The organism is Vibrio sp. SS-MA-C1-2 (assembly GCF_021513135.1).
GTDB lineage: Bacteria > Pseudomonadota > Gammaproteobacteria > Enterobacterales > Vibrionaceae.
In genome coordinates this window covers 195,702-213,889 of the sequence record NZ_CP090981.1, presented here as the reverse complement: position 1 = coordinate 213,889, position 18,188 = coordinate 195,702, and the positions used below count along the sequence as shown (strand labels likewise).

General features: G+C 39.5%; 18 protein-coding genes and 1 other RNA gene. 11 read left to right on the top strand and 8 right to left on the bottom strand.

Going from position 1 to position 18,188, the window contains the following annotated elements:
- Window positions 1–554: 554 nt before the first annotated feature.
- The 3 genes from L0B53_RS05530 to L0B53_RS05520 all read left to right on the top strand — a co-directional run bounded on the left by L0B53_RS05530 (window position 555) and on the right by L0B53_RS05520 (window position 3,959).
- The gene (locus L0B53_RS05530) at window positions 555–1,718 is read left to right on the top strand and encodes a phosphoglycerate kinase (RefSeq protein WP_235061147.1); all 1,164 of its coding nucleotides are present in this window, start codon (window positions 555–557) and stop codon (window positions 1,716–1,718) included.
- A 155-nt stretch (window positions 1,719–1,873) separates the two neighbouring features.
- Window positions 1,874–2,950: a class II fructose-bisphosphate aldolase gene (fbaA, locus tag L0B53_RS05525; RefSeq protein ID WP_235061146.1), complete on the top strand. Its 1,077-nt coding sequence runs from the start codon at window positions 1,874–1,876 to the stop codon at window positions 2,948–2,950.
- Between the two features lie 301 nt (window positions 2,951–3,251).
- Entirely contained in the window at window positions 3,252–3,959 is a 708-nt protein-coding gene (locus L0B53_RS05520) for an oxidative stress defense protein (protein ID WP_235061145.1), read from the top strand.
- Between the two features lie 125 nt (window positions 3,960–4,084).
- Here the strand turns inward: L0B53_RS05520 and serA are convergent, their stop codons facing one another.
- The 5 genes from serA to zapA all read right to left on the bottom strand — a co-directional run bounded on the left by serA (window position 4,085) and on the right by zapA (window position 7,751).
- Window positions 4,085–5,314: a phosphoglycerate dehydrogenase gene (gene serA, locus L0B53_RS05515; protein ID WP_235061144.1), complete on the bottom strand. Its 1,230-nt coding sequence runs from the start codon at window positions 5,312–5,314 to the stop codon at window positions 4,085–4,087.
- A gap of 280 nt (window positions 5,315–5,594) precedes the next feature.
- The gene (rpiA, locus tag L0B53_RS05510) at window positions 5,595–6,254 is read right to left on the bottom strand and encodes a ribose-5-phosphate isomerase RpiA (protein ID WP_235061143.1); all 660 of its coding nucleotides are present in this window, start codon (window positions 6,252–6,254) and stop codon (window positions 5,595–5,597) included.
- Between the two features lie 80 nt (window positions 6,255–6,334).
- Window positions 6,335–6,958, bottom strand: a complete 624-nt coding sequence (locus L0B53_RS05505; RefSeq protein ID WP_235061142.1) for a 5-formyltetrahydrofolate cyclo-ligase — start codon at window positions 6,956–6,958, stop codon at window positions 6,335–6,337.
- A gap of 31 nt (window positions 6,959–6,989) precedes the next feature.
- A non-coding RNA gene (gene ssrS, locus L0B53_RS05500) (6S RNA) lies at window positions 6,990–7,170 on the bottom strand.
- 275 nt (window positions 7,171–7,445) lie between these two features.
- The gene (gene zapA / locus L0B53_RS05495; protein ID WP_235061141.1) at window positions 7,446–7,751 is read right to left on the bottom strand and encodes a cell division protein ZapA; all 306 of its coding nucleotides are present in this window, start codon (window positions 7,749–7,751) and stop codon (window positions 7,446–7,448) included.
- Between the two features lie 386 nt (window positions 7,752–8,137).
- Here zapA and L0B53_RS05490 point away from each other — a divergent pair, with 386 nt between their 5' ends.
- The 3 genes from L0B53_RS05490 (at window position 8,138) to L0B53_RS05480 (ending at window position 11,298) form a co-directional block, all read left to right on the top strand.
- Entirely contained in the window at window positions 8,138–8,704 is a 567-nt protein-coding gene (locus L0B53_RS05490) for a YecA family protein (RefSeq protein ID WP_235061140.1), read from the top strand.
- Between the two features lie 189 nt (window positions 8,705–8,893).
- Window positions 8,894–10,081 carry a 2-octaprenyl-6-methoxyphenyl hydroxylase gene (gene ubiH / locus L0B53_RS05485; protein ID WP_235061139.1) on the top strand — a complete coding sequence of 396 codons (1,188 nt, stop codon included), beginning with the start codon at window positions 8,894–8,896 and terminating at the stop codon, window positions 10,079–10,081.
- Window positions 10,082–10,092: 11 nt separating this feature from the next.
- A complete protein-coding gene (locus tag L0B53_RS05480) occupies window positions 10,093–11,298 on the top strand; it encodes an FAD-dependent 2-octaprenylphenol hydroxylase (RefSeq protein ID WP_235061138.1) in 1,206 nt (401 codons plus the stop codon).
- 155 nt (window positions 11,299–11,453) lie between these two features.
- Here L0B53_RS05480 and L0B53_RS05475 read toward each other — a convergent pair whose 3' ends face one another.
- Window positions 11,454–11,654, bottom strand: a complete 201-nt coding sequence (locus L0B53_RS05475; RefSeq protein ID WP_235061137.1) for a DUF1107 family protein — start codon at window positions 11,652–11,654, stop codon at window positions 11,454–11,456.
- Between the two features lie 343 nt (window positions 11,655–11,997).
- Window positions 11,998–12,861, bottom strand: coding sequence for a tRNA-modifying protein YgfZ (ygfZ, locus tag L0B53_RS05470; protein WP_235061136.1), 864 nt, complete (start codon window positions 12,859–12,861; stop codon window positions 11,998–12,000).
- A gap of 165 nt (window positions 12,862–13,026) precedes the next feature.
- On the opposite strand from ygfZ, the gene L0B53_RS05465 reads away from it, so the two are divergent.
- Together L0B53_RS05465 and L0B53_RS05460 are read left to right on the top strand one after the other, a co-directional pair.
- Complete coding sequence (locus L0B53_RS05465; RefSeq protein ID WP_235062182.1) at window positions 13,027–13,287, top strand: succinate dehydrogenase assembly factor 2; 261 nt, start codon at window positions 13,027–13,029, stop codon at window positions 13,285–13,287.
- Window positions 13,247–13,729, top strand: coding sequence for a protein YgfX (locus tag L0B53_RS05460; protein ID WP_311197307.1), 483 nt, complete (start codon window positions 13,247–13,249; stop codon window positions 13,727–13,729). Before L0B53_RS05465 ends, L0B53_RS05460 begins: the two co-directional genes overlap by 41 nt.
- A gap of 160 nt (window positions 13,730–13,889) precedes the next feature.
- Here L0B53_RS05460 and nadB read toward each other — a convergent pair whose 3' ends face one another.
- Window positions 13,890–15,500, bottom strand: coding sequence for an L-aspartate oxidase (nadB, locus tag L0B53_RS05455; RefSeq protein ID WP_235061134.1), 1,611 nt, complete (start codon window positions 15,498–15,500; stop codon window positions 13,890–13,892).
- 395 nt (window positions 15,501–15,895) lie between these two features.
- Between nadB and rpoE the strand changes: the two genes are divergently transcribed.
- From rpoE to rseB, 3 genes are read left to right on the top strand one after another with little or no spacing between them, the layout of a single operon-like run.
- Window positions 15,896–16,468 carry an RNA polymerase sigma factor RpoE gene (gene rpoE, locus L0B53_RS05450; RefSeq protein WP_235061133.1) on the top strand — a complete coding sequence of 191 codons (573 nt, stop codon included), beginning with the start codon at window positions 15,896–15,898 and terminating at the stop codon, window positions 16,466–16,468.
- A gap of 29 nt (window positions 16,469–16,497) precedes the next feature.
- The gene (locus L0B53_RS05445) at window positions 16,498–17,187 is read left to right on the top strand and encodes an RseA family anti-sigma factor (protein ID WP_235061132.1); all 690 of its coding nucleotides are present in this window, start codon (window positions 16,498–16,500) and stop codon (window positions 17,185–17,187) included.
- A 56-nt stretch (window positions 17,188–17,243) separates the two neighbouring features.
- Window positions 17,244–18,179 carry a sigma-E factor regulatory protein RseB gene (gene rseB, locus L0B53_RS05440; RefSeq protein WP_409202830.1) on the top strand — a complete coding sequence of 312 codons (936 nt, stop codon included), beginning with the start codon at window positions 17,244–17,246 and terminating at the stop codon, window positions 18,177–18,179.
- Window positions 18,180–18,188: the final 9 nt, after the last annotated feature.

The following is an 18,188-nucleotide window of genomic DNA, read 5'->3' as shown; positions in this document are numbered from 1 at the left end:
ATATAGTGCACTTATACTCATGAGGCATCATTCACTTGTCGTTTACTAGTAACTTTAATTATTTTAGGTATACATCGAGTTTTCTGGTTATTTATAGTTGAAAAATGCACTCTTATTTTACTTACATTTTCTATCTTTTGGTTTAAAATATGTAAGGAAGCAACAATCTTGCTGGTTTTTCAATAAAATGATCTGGATTTATCGCTGATTTTGAATTTGATATGTTATTTTTCATAAAAAAGTGAAACTTAATGACATAAATCAATCCCAATATAAGTGATAACAGTGTACATTATGCAGCGTTGTTTTTATTAACAAATTATTAAAGCTTTAAGAAGCAAATAAGTCATTTAAGATAATGTTTTTTTTATAGTGGAAATTGAGTTGGAAATAGTGTCAACCTCACTATAGACTTATTGAGCAAATAGATGAATATTGAGAAGTGGTTTGGTGATCAAACGGCTTCTATCATGAAATTGGTATGAGCTTAATCAGTATGTGATTATGCTCTAATGAAATTTTTATATTTAGCTAACTTTGGAAGAGGACTTACAATGTCTGTAATCAAAATGACTGACCTGGAACTAGCAGGTAAACGTGTATTTATTCGTGCTGACCTTAACGTACCCGTTAAAAATGGCAAAGTAACTTCTGATGCTCGTATTCTTGCATCAATCCCAACAATTAAGCACTGCCTAGCTGCTGGTGCAAAAGTAATGGTTACTTCTCACTTAGGTCGTCCGACTGAAGGTGAATACGCAGAAGAGTTCTCTTTAGCTCCAGTTGTTAACTACTTAAACGACGCACTAGATTGTGAAGTGAAGCTAGCAAAAGATTACCTTAATGGCCTAGAGCTAAATGCAGGTGAGCTTGTTGTTCTTGAAAATGTTCGTTTTAACAAAGGCGAGAAGAAGAACGACGAAGAGCTATCTAAGAAATATGCTGCGCTTTGTGATATTTTTGTGATGGATGCATTCGGTACAGCTCACCGTGCTCAAGCATCAACTCACGGTGTTGGTATGAACGCAGCTGTTGCTTGTGCGGGTCCTTTACTGGCTAACGAACTTGAAGCACTAGGTAAAGCAATGGACAACCCTGCTCGTCCATTAGTTGCTATCGTTGGTGGTTCAAAAGTATCAACTAAGCTACATGTGTTAGAGTCTCTATCTAAAGTCGCTGATCAGCTTGTTGTTGGTGGTGGTATTGCAAATACATTTATTGCAGCTGAAGGCCACAATGTTGGTAAATCACTATATGAAGCTGACTTAGTTGAAACTGCTCAAAAGCTAATGAAAGAGTGTGCAATCCCTGTTGCAACTGACGTAGCATGTGCAAAAGCATTCGATGAGAACGCAGAAGCTGAAATTAAGCACGTTTCTGAAGTTCAAGATGACGATATGATTTTTGACTTAGGTCCTGATTCAACTGCGGCATTAGCTGAAATCCTAAAAGGTGCTAAAACTATTCTTTGGAATGGCCCTGTTGGTGTTTTTGAATTTAAAAACTTTGAAGCCGGTACTAAAGGCATTTCTGAAGCGATCGCTGCTTCTGAAGGCTTCTCTGTTGCAGGTGGTGGTGACACATTAGCAGCTATCGACAAGTTCGGTATCAAGTCTGATGTTTCTTACATCTCTACTGGTGGTGGTGCATTCCTTGAGTTTGTTGAAGGTAAAGTACTTCCTGCCGTTGCAATGCTTGAAGAGCGTGCAAAAGCATAATGATTTTAAAAGGGTGAAATGATGACATTTCACCCTTTTTCGTTTGTTGTGGCATATTCGGTTTATTGCTAGAATCTAGAAGCTGCACACAAGCGTTTTGATTTTTAAACGTAAAGTTTCACTTTAAACGATAGAATTAAATAGGATTAATCCTCATGTCTAAGATCTTCGATTTTGTAAAACCTGGTGTTATTTCTGGCGATGACGTACAGAAAGTATTTGAAGTAGCTAAAGAAAACAACTTTGCACTTCCTGCTGTAAACGTAGTAAATACTGATACAATCAACGGTGTACTTGAAGCAGCTGCTAAAGTTAAATCTCCAGTTGTTGTTCAGTTCTCTAACGGCGGTGCTGGTTTCTTCGCTGGTAAAGGCGTTAAACTTGAAGGTCAAGGTGCACAAATCCTTGGCGCTGTAGCAGGTGCAAAATATGTACACGCTGTTGCTGAAAGCTATGGTATTCCAGTTATTCTGCATACTGACCACGCGGCTAAGAAACTTCTTCCTTGGATCGACGGTCTACTAGACGCGGGTGAAGAGTTCTTCGCACAAACTGGCAAGCCTTTATTCTCTTCACACATGATCGATCTTTCTGAAGAGTCTCTAGAAGATAACATCGCTATCTCTGGTAAGTACCTAGAGCGCATGGCGAAGATGAACATGACGCTAGAAATCGAATTAGGTTGTACTGGCGGTGAAGAAGACGGCGTTGATAACTCTCACATGGACGCATCTGAGCTTTATACTTCTCCTGAAGACGTTGCATACGCATATGAGAAACTAAACGCAATTAGCCCACGTTTCACTATCGCTGCATCTTTCGGTAACGTACACGGTGTTTACCAAGCTGGTAACGTTGTATTAACGCCAACTATCCTACGTGATTCTCAAGCATATTGTTCAGAGAAGTTTGGTCTACCAACTAACTCTCTAAACTTTGTATTCCACGGTGGTTCTGGTTCTTCTGAAGCTGAAATCCAAGAGTCTATCGGTTACGGTGTTATCAAAATGAACATCGATACTGATACACAGTGGGCAACTTGGGACGGTATCCGTACTTACGAAGCTGAAAACCATGACTTCCTACAAGGTCAAATCGGTAACCCAACGGGTGAAGCTGCGCCAAACAAAAAATACTACGATCCACGCGTATGGTTACGTGCTGGTCAAGCGTCTATGGTTGCACGTCTTGAAAAAGCATTCGCAGACCTTAACGCAATTGACGTACTATAATTGCTAAGATTTAATTACTAATACTTTAAATTTTAAAGCTTAGTCGATTAAATAGAAAGCCGGTAACTTGTTCCCTTTCAATTAGAAAGGGAGTGAGTTATCGGCTTTTTCTTTTTTTAATACACCTTAAAAGCGTGTTTCTATATACAATGAGATAACTACGTGTCAATAATGTACAGGCATTCAACCTCTAGCATCTAGTGACTAGGAGTAAATTTCTAGTATTAAATTCCTAGTATCAAAGAGACTGTTTAAATGCTAAATTATTTTAGATTCATATGATTATAAAAGGATTGTTTTCATGTATAAAAAACTCCTCTCATTAGTATTAGTTGCCACTCCGTTTATCTCTTTCTCTTCCTTTTCTGAACCTGCCCTGACTTTCCCTCATATTGAAACCGTGGGCGTCAGCTCTGTGAATGCTAAGCCTGATATGGCAGAGTTTGTTGTCACTGTGTTAGCAACGAAGAATAGTGCGACAGAGGCAAAAGATGCCGTTGATAGTGCGGTAACTGCATTTTCAATACGGATGGAAAAGTTAGGTTTAGCGAGAGATAAATATCAAACAGCCAACATCTCGTTACAGCCCCAATATAGCTATCCAAAAGATAAACCTCGACAACAAGAGGGTTATGTCGCCAGTCGAAAAATCACAGTCACAGTCAACGATTTAAACCAGCTTAATCCGTTAATTGATGGTGCACTAGGTGATGGAATTGATGAAATTAATCAAGTCACGTTAAAATCTAGCCAACGAGATAAGTTTGAAGAGCAAGCTCGTATGGCCGCTATTGCTGATGCGACGACAAAAGCACAAAGTATTGCAAAAGGATTTAATCTTGATCTTGATGGGGTATGGCAAGTTCGTTATCAAGTCAATAATATTCGCCCGATTATGTATCGCAGTGCAAAAGTAATGGAGATGTCAGCAGACAATAGCTATCAAGACTCGGTTATGACATTTGAGGATCGAATTGAGGTGATTTTTAAAGTTGAGAATCGCAAATAATTTTTAATTTTATATTAAAATTTAAATACAAAGGGTATATCTATCTTAATGGTAATTATCTGATGTAGAAAAAGGTAAGTTATTACAGAATAACTTACCTTTTTTATTACTCTAAATTGTTAATATTAATGAAGAACACGCGCACGGATTGTGCCATCAATCGTTTTGATCTTCGTTAATGCTTCATCTGATCTTTCAGTCTCAACATCAATAACCACATAACCAATATTTAGCCCTGTTTGTAGGTACTGAGCGGCAATGTTGATTTGCTCTTCAGCAAATATGGTATTGATCTGAGTTAGAATTCCGGGCTGATTTTTATGGATATGGAGTAGGCGAGAGCAGTTTTTATGTTGTGGTAGTGATACTTCTGGGAAATCGACAGCAGAAAGTGTTGAGCCATTGTCAGAGTATTTAACGAGCTTACCCGCGACTTCAATACCAATATTTTCTTGCGCTTCTTGGGTTGAACCACCGATATGTGGCGTTAATAATACATTATCGAATGGAATTAATGCTGATAAGAAAGGATCGTTGTTAGTTGATGGTTCTGTAGGGAATACGTCGACAGCGGCACCAGCAATATGTTTTGTTTCCAATGCATTGACCAGTGCGTCGATAACGACAACTGTGCCGCGAGCGGCATTAATGAAGATTGAGTTGGGCTTCATCATCTTAAATTGCGCTTCACCAAACATATCTTGAGTTTCTGCGGTTTCTGGAACATGAAGAGAAACGACATCAGATTGATTTAGAAGATCATTAAGACTATGGATTTGAGTCGCGTTCCCTAAAGAGAGTTTATTCTCAATATCGTAATAGATCACTTGCATACCTAGATTTTCAGCTAAAATCCCTAACTGTGTTCCGATATGACCATAACCGATAATCCCTAGCTTTTTTCCTCTCGCTTCATAAGAGTTAGAGGCAGATTTCATCCACTCACCACGATGAGCCTTGGCATTTTTTTCTGGGATACCACGTAATAATAGTAATATTTCACCTAAAACTAACTCAGCGACGCTTCGGGTATTGGAAAACGGAGCGTTAAAGACAGGGATCCCAAGTTTCGCTGCGGCACTTAAGTCGACTTGGTTTGTACCAATACAGAAACAACCAACCGCCATTAACTTAGGTGCCTTCTTTAATACACTTTCTGTTAATTGGGTACGTGAACGAATGCCGATAAAGTGGGCATCTTCAAGCGCACTCTCTAATTCAGCACCATTAAGAGCACCAGGGTAACTCTCAATATTCGTGTAACCTGCGTTATGGAGAACATCCAGAGATGAAGGATGAAGTCCTTCGAGAAGAACAATTTTTATCTTTTCTTTTTCGAGTGATACTTTAGACATGCTGTTTTTATCCTTAAAAACTCAATTATTACCACACCAAATCGCAACAGATTGCTTAATATGTGATTAACCTATCATCAATTTATCAAAAAAATGAGATCAAAGTAACAAAATAGTTGATAAATTATTGATTTTTTTAAGGTGACTCTAAATGTGAGATAAGCACGTGAGTAGGGGCGTTTTTTAACAAGATGAGAGAGAGAAGGTAGCATCGATACGAATAAGAGAATGAATATCGATACTACATTTTTAAGCTTTAAGCTTTAAGCTGGGGCTAGAATTATAGTGTTGACGTTTCAACGCCATTTGGTGTACCCACTAACAATACGTTAGCACCACGGTGAGCAAATAGACCATTGGTAACAACACCGGTGATATTGTTAATCTGCTGTTCTAATACTTTAGGCTCAGTAATCTGCATATCATGAACATCCAAGATAATATTACCATTATCTGTCATCACGCCTTCACGGTAGACTGGACGACCGCCTAATGCTGCTAACTCACGGCTTACTTGCTCTCTTGCCATTGGTATCACTTCAACAGGGAGAGGGAATTGACCTAATACGTCCACTTCTTTGGTGTTATCAACGATACATACAAACGTTGTAGAGATAGCCGCAACAATCTTTTCGCGGGTCAATGCAGCACCGCCGCCTTTGATCATATCAAATGCACGATTAATTTCATCAGCACCATCAACATAGATATCTAAACCAGTAATATCGTTGCAATCAAAAACAGGGATACCGATCTCTTTTAGACGCTCAGTTGATGCTATTGAGCTAGATACCGCGCCTTTGATTTGAGCTTTTTTTGTCGCAAGTGCATCAATAAAATGGTTAACGGTAGAGCCAGTACCGACACCGACAATACTGCCATCTTGAACATATTCTAATGCAGCCCAGCCAGCCAGTTTTTTCATTTCATCTTGAGTCATTGCAGATACCTATTTAATTGTCGTGGTTGATAGAGAATTAATGAGTTGATTATATACCGATTTTAAACGGAGATCTTTGATTACCATACCCAATGTTTATCTGGCGTCATAACTTCAGCCAAAGGGACATCCCAAGGCTCTGATGGTAATGAGTCAATGAGTTGTAGGTTATGGGCAATGCCAATGGGGATCGCACCGCTCTTATTTTTTAACCAAGGTGCTAATAAGCGATCATAATAACCACCGCCCATACCTAACCGTTCAGCTTTAGGTGAAAATGCCACAAGAGGTGTGATAACGATGTCTAATTGCTCAGCAGGGAATATGTCGTCAGATATCAATTTAGGCTCAAGAATTTGGTATTTATTCAAAATGAGTCTAGTTGCTGGCGTGTAGTGAAGAAAAAGGAGCTGATTGGGTTTATCAGGATTTAGAACCGGAAGATAAAGCTGCTTATTTTGTTGCCAGAGCCAAGTGATGATTGGAAGGGTGTCAAGTTCACCATCAACTGATAAATATATGGCAATATGCTTTGCTTGCTTGATATTCGGTGAAGATTGAAGTCGTTGAAGAACTAAATCACTGGCTTGTTGTTGTTGTTGAGAGGAGAGTTGTCGTCGTTGTTGACGAATTAGCTTTCTAATTGTTTGAGGTGTTGAACTTGGAGGAATGAACGGATTAACCTGTTCTAATGAAAAAGTCACCTATTCTCCTAAATAGAAGTGTCTAAAAAGGGATTGTTCCGGGATGCCGTTGAGGATCGTAGCCCTTGAACCATTAGGTTCAAGGCGGATTAGCAATGTTACCGTAGGCTTCTCAGCGGACTGAGCATGCTCAATAGTAACGAAGTACTAACCCTGGGTATATGATTATCGGCTCAGGGACATAAACCCACTGACGAACACCCCAGAAACAATTTTGTCGATGACGTTGGCACTCCAACGTTATCATCTATTCTATGTTAATCGAGCTAAAGTCTATTTTTAAGGCACTTTGAACTGCGACTAACTGAGTATTAATCTACTCGTATTATGTCAATTTTACTAGTGTTTCTTTAATTTTATCTGATATCTCTGACTTGATTTATTAGTTTATAAGCAAAATGGATATAAAATAGTCATTTTTATTTGTTTCATATAACTTAGTTAAGATGATTCGACAGCATTATTTTATAGTAATAATATAATGCAATTAATCTGCCTTGGTATGCTGTACTAAGGCTGTTTCGATAGTTTTTTGTAATAACTCAATACGAGTATTCATATTATGGTTAATAGCAGCATGCTCTGCTCGTAAATCTTGCAGTTCATGACAAATATTTAATGCAGCAAAGATCAATAATTGCTCACTATTCGACATCTTGGTTCGTTCGCTCAGTGTTTTTATGCGAGAATCAAACTCAGCGGCAGCATTTTGTAAGGCTTGCTCTTGCCCAGCAGGACAGTTAACTCGTAAAGAACGTCCCATTACTTCAATCTGAATTGCTTGAGTAGTCATGATTATTAAATGCTCCTTGGCTTAATACCCTTCAATTAATTTTCATCAATCTTGTTTAAACACCAGTAATGCGATTACATTCGTTGAATACAGAAGAGACAATAATTAATCGATTTATTTCTCTAAAAATAACCATCTGAATATTAATGATAATTGCCGAGTGATGACGTAACTATAGGAAAAGCGTTATTAACATGCAAGTCCCTAGAGAGATCTTAGCTTATTGTTGACGATTATCTGTTCAAAATAATGAGTTAAGCGGAAAGAGTCAGCAAATTTAGTGATTTAGTTCCACTCTACTATTTAGGTATTTTACCATAGTACGACCAAGTGATAGCATAGCGTGACTATTTTTATTTTATTATTGATCCTGAGGTTTATTTTTCATGAGCAAAACAACACTTCCAGAATACATCGCAGTGGAATCGGCATTAAAAACGGATGGATTAGCTGTCATGCCTGCAGAATTGCATGGTTTATTGACGGGGATGATTAGTGGTGGCTTACCACTAGATAACAGCTGGCAACCACTGTTAAATGATTATACTAATGAAGGTATGGCTTGGCCTCGTACAGCAAAGCAAGTTGCAACTGAGCTGTATCAAGCAACGGTAGATGAGCTTAATGAAGGTGAATTCTCATTAACACTGCTGCTTCCTACTGAAGAGGGTAATATGGAGCAGTTGGTCGACCAAGCGGAAGCATTAACTCAATGGGTCAATCATTTTATGTCGGGTATCGGCTTATCAGGATTAAAGTTAGATTCAGCACCGAATGAGATCAAAGAGATCTTTGCTGACCTGCAACAGATCGCACAATTAGGTATCGATGAAGAATCTGATTTGGAAGAGCAAGCAAACCTTCTTGAGCAGGTGATTGAGCATGTTCGCGTATGCGCCTTAACTTGTCATACTGAGTTTGGTCAAAAACGTTCTGAACAAGCGTCTGAATAGTCAGCGATTACTTTAAATATACCCAAAGTAATTGGCGTTGCTAGTCGGCGGCAAGTGAATGAGGCCTCATGAGTATAGGTGTACGATATGATTGGGGCGAATGAGCGTAGCCAACAACCTAGCAACTTCAAGTAAGAAGGGTATAGTGAAGACTTTTAATAACCATCGATCTTTTTAATAGGAGCAGAGATGTCGTCATTTGATATTATTATTTCAGGTGGTGCAATGGCTGGCGCTTCATTAGCTTTGGCGCTAGATAAGTTAAGTCAAGGACGTTTAACGATTGCGGTAATAGAAGCTAATGCCTATGATAAACATATGCTTGCAGGATTTGATAGCCGCTCTATCGCACTCTCGTATGGTTCCATAAAATTGTTGAAAAGAGTCGGTCTGTGGGGTGAATTAGATCCTTTTGCGACACCTATTCAAGATATCGATATTACCGATCGCCATCATCTTGGCCATGTTACTATCTCTGCGCAAGATCAGGGGGTTGATTCCCTTGGTTCGGTTATTGAGCTTCATGATGTTGGTCGCGTGTGTGTTAACCAGTTAACTGCCTCTGATAAGATCTCTCTTTTCTGTCCTGATCGGGTAGAAACAATTACGCGAGATAACACTTCAACGACGGTGACGCTTTATTCTGGTCAGCAATTAAAGAGTCGACTGTTTGTCGCTGCAGATGGTGCTTACTCTCAAACGACTCAACAATTAGGCATGACACGTTCAAGTTACGATTTTGGTCAGGTTGCAGTGATTGCGAATATTGAGACAGAGCTTCCTCATCAAGGACAGGCATTTGAGCGCTTTACCACTCATGGGCCTGTTGCACTCTTACCGATGTCTCAACAACGAAGCTCTTTGGTTTGGTGTTTCCCTCCTGAACAAGCTGAAAAAGTGATGAGTTGGAGTGATGAGGCATTTTTAAATCAACTACAAAAAACATTTGGTTGGCGACTCGGTAAATTAAAAAAAACAGGTCGTCGTGATGCTTATCCTCTGTTTTTAAACACCAATCAATCGACAATTACACATAGAGCTGTGGCAATAGGCAATGCTGCTCAAGCACTACACCCTATTGCAGGGCAGGGGTTTAATCTGGGCTTACGAGATGTGACAGACTTAGCTGACGTGATTGTCGAAGCGCTAAATCAGCAGCAAGATATTGGATGTCATCAAACCTTGCGTCAATATCGAGAGTGTCGTCAACGAGATAAAGAGGTCACCATTAATGGAACCTCAGGGTTAGTTCATCTCTTTGCAAATAATTATTGGCCATTAGTTGTTGGAAGAAACCTTGGACTAATGGCAATGGAGAGCTGTTCAACATTAAAACAGCCACTAATAAAACAAGCGATGGGTTTGGTCTCATCATAAATGGAAAATATATGTTGAATGTAGATATCGCCATTATTGGTGGCGGCATGGCGGGTCTTGTTGTTGCGGCGGGGCTAAAAGATAGTTCACTTCGTATTGCCGTTATTGAAGGATATCAGCCAGAAAGTAAAATAGAACCTGAGTTTGATACCCGAGTGTCAGCGTTAAGCCATAGTAGCCAACGCATTTTAGAGAATGTAGGAGCATGGCAAGGTATTGTCGATCGTCGAAGCTCGGCTTATCAAGGAATGGAAGTTTGGGAGCAAGATAGTTTTGCCAAGATTAATTTTGATGCCGAAGCAGTTAACCATCGAAATTTAGGACATATTGTTGAAAACCGTATTGTCCAATTGGCGCTCCTTGATGTGGTTAAAAAACAGAGTAATGTCACATTACTGATGCCGACAAAATGTCAAACCATTGCCTTTGGTGAAAATGAAGCTTGGTTAACGTTAGATAATGGTTCTGCGCTTACCGCTAAATTGGTTATTGGTGCTGATGGTGCAAACTCTTGGCTCCGTAATCAGTGTGATATTCCAGTTACCGAGCGTGATTATGGCCACAGTGCGATTGTGGCGACGATTGAAACTTCTGAACCTCATGACGGTATTGCTCGTCAAATATTTCGTCCTGATGGACCATTAGCATTTTTACCATTAAGTCACTCAAATCAATCGTCTATTGTTTGGTCTACCTCTCCCCTACAAGCGGAAATGCTGGTTGATTTAGAAGACCATGAGTTTAATAAATACTTAACCGCAGCTTTTGATCATCGCTTAGGGTTGTGTCATGTGGTAAGTCAACGTGAAGTTTTTCCTCTAAAGATGCGCTATGCCCAAGATTTTGTGAAATCACGTGTTGCATTAGTGGGGGATGCTGCTCATACCATTCACCCATTAGCAGGGCAAGGGGCTAATTTAGGTCTACTCGATGCAGCTTCCTTAGTTCAAGAAATTGAGAAGATTTGGCAAGCCGGAGAAGATATTGGCAGCCAAGAACAACTTCGTTTTTATGAACGTTGGCGTAAAAGTGAAGCTGCGGATATGATTGTGGCAATGGAGAGCTTTAAAACGTTATTTTCGGGTGATAATCCCGTGGCTAAGTTGATTCGAGGCGTGGGTTTAACGGTGACGGATAAAGCGGTACCAGTCAAATATGGGTTGTTAAGACGAGCATTGGGAGAAAAAGGTGAGTTGCCTATTTTAGCTAAAAAGTGATACTTGCTAAAAGAGATACTTACTGACGACTTTTATTGATAGAGCAAGTATTGATACTTTACTTGCTCTATTTTTTCATCTTAATTCTGTACAGTCTATGGATCATGCTTAGAGAAGCTTAAACCTTGTCAGTATTAGGGTGACTTCTGTAGATATTAGTGCGAACGCAATCTATCTATCTCTTGATTGACCTCTTTAACAGTGAGGTAATGATGCTCTTTAGGGTTTGCTGGGATCTGGAGTTGACCATGATTAAATTCATAGCCCCCTCTACCATCTATATATAATCTACCTTTAAATAATCGACTGATATGTTTTGCAACAGAACTAGGAATATATTGTTTAAACATTCTCACTTTATTGTCCTTTAGGTTGTCAATTTTCGTCAGGATCATACAAGAATGGTGATTAAGGTGCTGTGATGAGGTTGGCATTATTTACTGATAAAAAAGATAACGATTAACGATAATTTTTTTAAGGATGAGAATGGAAGTTAATTATGTTATTAGTGTAGACGTTTCCACTATTTTATACGAATAAGAGTGAAGGGATGACAACACTCTTATTTCATAAATAATGATTAATCAGAAGTTTGATTGTATGGTAAAGATTGTAACTGAAGTTCGTGACTATCGTTTTCGTTTAAACGGAACTTCGTTTCAGGCTCGATCTCTTTAGGTAAAACAGCTAAAAGTAGAGTTAAACCGTCATTAAAATGATAGCTTGCGACAATATCCCCCCTTTTCGCCAGTTTTCTCCGACGCTGCGTTGAATCGTTGTTCCAATAACAGGAGATTGTGTCGTTGTTCCCATCAATAAATACATCGCACGCTTGTTGGCTCCTCGAAACTTAGCTCTAGCTACCATTTCTTGTCCGGTATAACATCCTTTTTCATATGAGATGCCACCTAACTGTTCAAGGTTTAATGCTTGAGGGAGATATTCCGCACTGGTTGATGCTTCTATTTGAGGGATACCCGCTTGGATCTCGAGTAATTGCCACAAATCGGGAGAACTCACGGTGCCAGTATCCAGACTATTGATTAATGTCAGTGCTTCCCTTTCTGGGAGTGCGACAAGATAGCGAGTTGCATCTATTTTTACAATGACACCGCTTTGATAAGGTGTCACATCGTGCTCTGAAATATGATCATTCAATGCAACTTTGGCTTGTGATCCTGCGATCGAGAACAGTTTTATCTCTTCATTATGCTCAATGGCGATCTTAGAAAATACGGCATATTTTTTTAGTTCGGTTAACTGCTTTTCAGCCACTGAGCGATGCAGTATATAAGCTAAGCCATCGTTAAAATGAAACAGTCTGAAATTGGACCACATCTTTCCTTTTGGATCACAGTGTGCGGCTTGCGTGACAGATCCTTTTTCAATACTTGTTACATCACAAGTTACCTGTCCTTGTAAGTAAGAGACGGTATCATCACCGACTAAAGTTGTTAGAACCAAATCTGGTAATGGGATAATTGCCAGCTCTGGAATCGCGTCTGTGCTTAACATCTTACATTGTGACGCGGTATTAAGGAGTTCCGCCCAATTTTTCATCATCTGCTCTCTTTCCGTTAGCTATTTTTTATCATGTTAATACGTCATCATGAATTTGTCAGTAATAGTGATAACTGTCTCGTAATATTTAGTATTGCAGATGCGAGATAATAGTTTCGTGATATTATGTCCAACAGGCAAGATTTTATTATTAATGAGAGAAAAACAATGATTACAGCAGAACAGAGAGCGCGAATTAAATGGGCTTGTCGTCGTGGCATGTTAGAGCTAGATGTGATTATTATGCCGTTTTTTGATGAGCGTTTTGATTCACTGACAGAACAACACCAACAAGATTTTGTGAAGCTTTTAGAGTGTGATGATCCTGATCTTTTTACGTGGTGCATGAAGCATGGACGTAGTGAAGATCCTGCTTTAGCAAATATGGTTGATCAAATTATTGCTCACAACGAAAGCAAGTTACGTTAGGTTTCACCTTCAGCCATCAAGTTATGCGCAATGGCTAACGTTGGGCGTATATAGTGGAGTGATCTTTGTGATTGCTCTACTGCCTTTTCCATTATTTATCCCTCCTGTATCAGAAATACAGCCACTATTTTTTCAACTCTTTAAGGAGAGTGTTTTACTCGGTATTCATAGCTTTAAAGGTATTGTAATATTACTGGCTGTAAATGAAGGCTACACCTGTTATCTACAACAACGAGATCGACAAGAATCTCTTTTATTAACTTTAATAGGAGAATTACAATGGAATTATCGTTGGTATCAGGTGAAACCCGTTTTTATCAGTTCATTACTTATTATTGTAAGAGTGGATGATAATAAAAAGCCTTACCTGATTATCTGGCAAGATAGTTGTGATACAGCGAGTTATCGACATGTAAGATTACTTTGTCGGTATCTATCATAATCAATCTTAATCTACCGATCTTATTTGACCGTGATAGGTTATTGGCTATACTTGTTCGCCCCAATCATATAGTTAATCAATACTCATGGGGGCCTCATTTATTTCCCGCCTACTAGCTATTCTCCGCCTACTAGCAATATTTATGACTCTAAGGTCAGCGTTACTGAGCGACGTAATTATCTGGCGTTAAAACCGTTGGTTTTGGATCGTCTAGTTTATTCAGGTGATCCAAATTGTAGTGCAGCCCACGACTCTCTTTACGTGACATCGCACTACGGACAATCAATTCAGCCACTTGTAATAGATTTCTTAATTCCAATAGGTTGTTAGAAACTCTAAAGTAACTGTAGTAATCAAAGACTTCTTTATTGAGCATGTCGATACGTCGCATTGCGCGCTCTAAACGTTTATCGGTACGAACAATCCCAACGTAATCCCACATGAAGAGTCTCAATTCATGCCAATTGTGCTGGATAACAACTTCTTCATCGGAACTTTGAACTTGAGTTTCATCCCAAGTCGGGATTCCTGTAGGCATCTTAATATTAGGCAGTAACTCTTTTAGCTTCTCTGCTGCAGAGTGAGCGTAAACGACACATTCTAGCAGTGAGTTTGATGCCATTCGATTGGCACCATGAAGACCGGTGTAGCTTACTTCTCCAATAGCAAACAGACCCGGAATATCCGTTTCACCTTGTTGATTTACCATTACACCACCACAAGTATAGTGAGCCGCGGGAACGATTGGAATCGGCTCCTTGGTCATATCAATACCCAGGGTTAATAATTTTTCATAGATGGTTGGAAAGTGATGCGTAATAAACTCAGGATTTTTATGACTAATGTCTAAAAACATGCAGTCAGCCCCTAAACGCTTCATTTCAAAATCGATGGCGCGAGCGACAATATCTCGCGGTGCTAATTCGGCACGATCATCAAACTCGGGCATAAAGCGAGAACCATCAGGGCGTCTTAAGTATGCGCCTTCTCCACGAAGTGCTTCGGTTAATAAGAAATTTCTCGCATCAGGGTGGAACAGGCAAGTGGGATGAAATTGATTAAATTCAAGGTTGGCAACTCGGCAACCTGCACGCCATGCCATTGCAATACCATCACCAGACGATACATCAGGATTTGAGGTGTACTGGTAAACTTTTGAGGCTCCGCCTGTCGCTAAAATAACCGTCTTACAATGGACGGTTTCAACTTTTTCTTGGCTTCTATTCCAAACATAAGCCCCGATAACGCGTTTATTTTTATCGTCACTACAGATAACATCAAGGGCATTACAGCTCTCAAAAACCTGAATGTTCGGATGATTGTGTACGTTATCTTGTAGGGAGTTTTGCATCGCCATACCGGTTGCATCCGCAGCATGGAGAATTCGACGATGACTATGTCCGCCCTCTTGGGTTAGGTGGTATTTAGGATTGCTCTGAGTGTATTTATCATCTTTATCGAAAGGTACGCCACCATCAATTAACCATTGAACTGATTGTTTAGCATTTTCTGCAATAAATTTAACGGTTTCAGTTTCACACAATCCTGCTCCTGCAATTTTAGTATCTTCAATATGGGAAGTGACGCTATCAGTCTCATCGAATACAGCTGCAATACCGCCTTGAGCGTAATAAGTTGATCCTTCACTCTTTTTCTGTTTACTAATAACAATGACTTTCGCAGAGTCAGCAATTTGTAGTGCTAGAGAGAGACCCGCAGCTCCACTACCAACGATAAGGGCATCGCATTGATATTCTTGATAATCTTTCATTGTTAAATCATTCCTTCGAGTAACAACGGCAATAGTTGTTACTAATAAAGCACAAAAATCGAGTAATGTGATACTCTAACTTGGTTTATTTTTTATTGTTTTACTATTTTTTTGCATAGAATGCAGCCAAATGATAAAGCTTTCTGCCTAATAGTACCAAATTATCAGGTTGTTAGAGCCAAACATCTATTTTTTTTGTTGAATTGTTGAACTAAATGACAACTGACTAGTCTTATTTTGTGTTTCGCTCAAGGTACAATTGATTAATCAACACACTATTTATTACTCAACGTGATAATAATTTACCAAAGTACGATGATACGATGAATAGTTAGTTTGTGTTTTTTATTGAGAGTTTTATAAATCATCACCATTTTTTAGGAGTAGGTGCTCGAATGAGCGAGCAAGTAACGGATCAAGCATTAGTTGAGCGAGTGCAAAACGGAGACAAACAGGCTTTTAATCTTTTGGTAATAAAATATCAAAATAAGGTCTGCAATCTAGTGTCCCGTTATGTCAATAATCAAGGTGATATTCCAGATATAGCACAAGAAGCCTTTATTAAAGCCTACCGCGCATTGCCGGGCTTTAGAGGTGAAAGTGCATTTTATACTTGGCTTTATCGAATTGCTGTTAATACGGCGAAGAATTACTTGGTTGCTCAAGGACGCCGACCGCCAAGCAGTGATATTGATGCTGAAGACGCTGAATATTATGAAGGAAGTCACGCTTTAAAAGAAATATCGAACCCTGAGAACTCTATGTTGTCAGAACAATTAAGAAAAGCGGTCTTCAATGCGATCGATGCACTTCCAGAGGATCTGAAAACGGCAATTACTTTACGAGAGCTTGAAGGCTTAAGTTATGAGGAGATTGCGGTCATTATGGATTGCCCTGTTGGAACTGTCCGATCACGAATATTTCGAGCTAGAGAGAGTGTAGATAAAAAAATACACGCCTTAATGTAACAATAAAGATTGTATATATGGTGCATATCATGTCAGGAAATAAACAGACAACCACAAATAGCGAAGCGCTATCTGCAATGGTAGATGGCGAATGCCTCGACTCAGTCTTAATTGAGACGTTGAAGCAAGATGATGCGTTAAAAGCTCGTTGGCATAATTACCATTTAATTGGTGATGTGATGCGTAACGAAGATCCTGTTCAAGTTAATCAGGATTTTGCTAACAATATCGCACTTTTATTAGATGATGAGCCTGCTCATACGCTTAATCAAGTCGATGACAAAACGGTAATGCCATTGTTTTCTGAAAACAATCCGTTTACTGAAAATAAAACAGTTTATGCTCAACAAGGATTGGAAGAGCAACCGCAGCCACAGAAAGCAAAGTGGAGCCGACCAGCTTGGTTTGCTCAATTGACTCAAGTGGGTATTGCGGCATGTGTTTCAATGGCTGTTATTGTTGGAGTTCAACAATATAATAGTGTCGATGGAACAATTGCAACTGCTCAACCACCCGTTTTAAATACAATTCCTTTAGTTGGTAATGCAGAACCCGTTAGCTTAACGCGTAGTGATACGCTTAATCACTCTCCATCAGAAGAGCAAAAAATGGAGCAGCGTCAACGTATTAATGCCCTGTTGCAAGATTACGAATTACAACTACGATTAAATAATCAACAACAGTCAGATGTAAGCCCATTATCGACTACGGTTCCGTAATGAAAAAAAGATTCTTAGGTACATTTGCTCTTATTGGTGGAATAGTTTTTGCACCAATGGCAATGGCAGAACAAGCGCCACCACAACAAGTGGCTGCACCTGTTGTTAAAGAGACGCCTCAAGCTGTGTTAGAAAAAGCGGAAGTGGCAGGTAAAGAGCTCAATTATGAGATCTCCTATATCTTAGTGAAAAAACAGGGTGTAGAGCCTGTTCGTTACCGTCATGCAGTGGAGACAGGTAAACAATTAGCTCATTTAGTTTACCTGTCTGGTCCTCCCCGAGAGGCCATTCAGCGTGGTAGTGAGGTGAGTTACTTCGAGCCAGGAACGGAGCCTTTTACCATCGAAAGTTCATCAATGACGGGAGCGACTCCGACATTGTTGAATACTAATATTGCCGAGATAAGTCAACATTATGAATTTATCTCAATGGGACGTTCTCGAGAAGCGGGTTCAACATGTCGAGTTATTCGCATAGCCCCAAAAGATGGGATGCGTTACTCCTACATTGTTTGGATTGATGAGACGTCGAATTTAGTACTTAGAGCCGATCTTTTGGCTCGTGATGGCGAACCGCTAGAACAGTATCGTGTGGTTTCTTATGCGATTAGCCCTAAAGTAATTAATATTCTTTCTGGTTTAGAGAAAGTTAAATTCCCTCCAGCAATGAAAGCACCTAAAGTTGAGAAGTCTGATCTTAACTGGCACGTTTCTTGGGTACCTAAAGGTTTTAATAGCGTCGCTAACAATCGTCATCGTTTGATGGGAAGTTCTCGTCAAGTCGAAAGTATGATGTTTAATGATGGTCTTTTTAGTTTCTCAGTCTATGTTGCACCAGCCGATAACTTATCGATGAAAAACAAATTACTTCGAGAAGGTCGTCGAACACTACAAAGTATTGAGAAAGAAGGGCAGGAAGTCATTGTTGTTGGCGATCTTCCACCAATGACAGCTCAACGAATCGCAAACTCTGTTATATTTAGTGCTCAATAGATAAGTTAG

Coding starts and splice junctions, on each gene's coding strand:
- serA (WP_235061144.1), bottom strand. CDS start 5,314: ATGTCTAAAGTATCACTCGAAAAAGAAAAGATAAAAATTGTTCTTCTC.
- L0B53_RS05530 (WP_235061147.1), top strand. CDS start 555: ATGTCTGTAATCAAAATGACTGACCTGGAACTAGCAGGTAAACGTGTA.
- nadB (WP_235061134.1), bottom strand. CDS start 15,500: ATGAAAGATTATCAAGAATATCAATGCGATGCCCTTATCGTTGGTAGT.
- fbaA (WP_235061146.1), top strand. CDS start 1,874: ATGTCTAAGATCTTCGATTTTGTAAAACCTGGTGTTATTTCTGGCGAT.
- L0B53_RS05465 (WP_235062182.1), top strand. CDS start 13,027: ATGATTACAGCAGAACAGAGAGCGCGAATTAAATGGGCTTGTCGTCGT.
- ygfZ (WP_235061136.1), bottom strand. CDS start 12,861: ATGATGAAAAATTGGGCGGAACTCCTTAATACCGCGTCACAATGTAAG.
- ubiH (WP_235061139.1), top strand. CDS start 8,894: ATGTCGTCATTTGATATTATTATTTCAGGTGGTGCAATGGCTGGCGCT.
- zapA (WP_235061141.1), bottom strand. CDS start 7,751: ATGACTACTCAAGCAATTCAGATTGAAGTAATGGGACGTTCTTTACGA.
- rpoE (WP_235061133.1), top strand. CDS start 15,896: ATGAGCGAGCAAGTAACGGATCAAGCATTAGTTGAGCGAGTGCAAAAC.
- L0B53_RS05445 (WP_235061132.1), top strand. CDS start 16,498: ATGTCAGGAAATAAACAGACAACCACAAATAGCGAAGCGCTATCTGCA.
- rseB (WP_409202830.1), top strand. CDS start 17,244: ATGGCAATGGCAGAACAAGCGCCACCACAACAAGTGGCTGCACCTGTT.
- L0B53_RS05520 (WP_235061145.1), top strand. CDS start 3,252: ATGTATAAAAAACTCCTCTCATTAGTATTAGTTGCCACTCCGTTTATC.
- L0B53_RS05480 (WP_235061138.1), top strand. CDS start 10,093: ATGTTGAATGTAGATATCGCCATTATTGGTGGCGGCATGGCGGGTCTT.
- L0B53_RS05490 (WP_235061140.1), top strand. CDS start 8,138: ATGAGCAAAACAACACTTCCAGAATACATCGCAGTGGAATCGGCATTA.
- rpiA (WP_235061143.1), bottom strand. CDS start 6,254: ATGACTCAAGATGAAATGAAAAAACTGGCTGGCTGGGCTGCATTAGAA.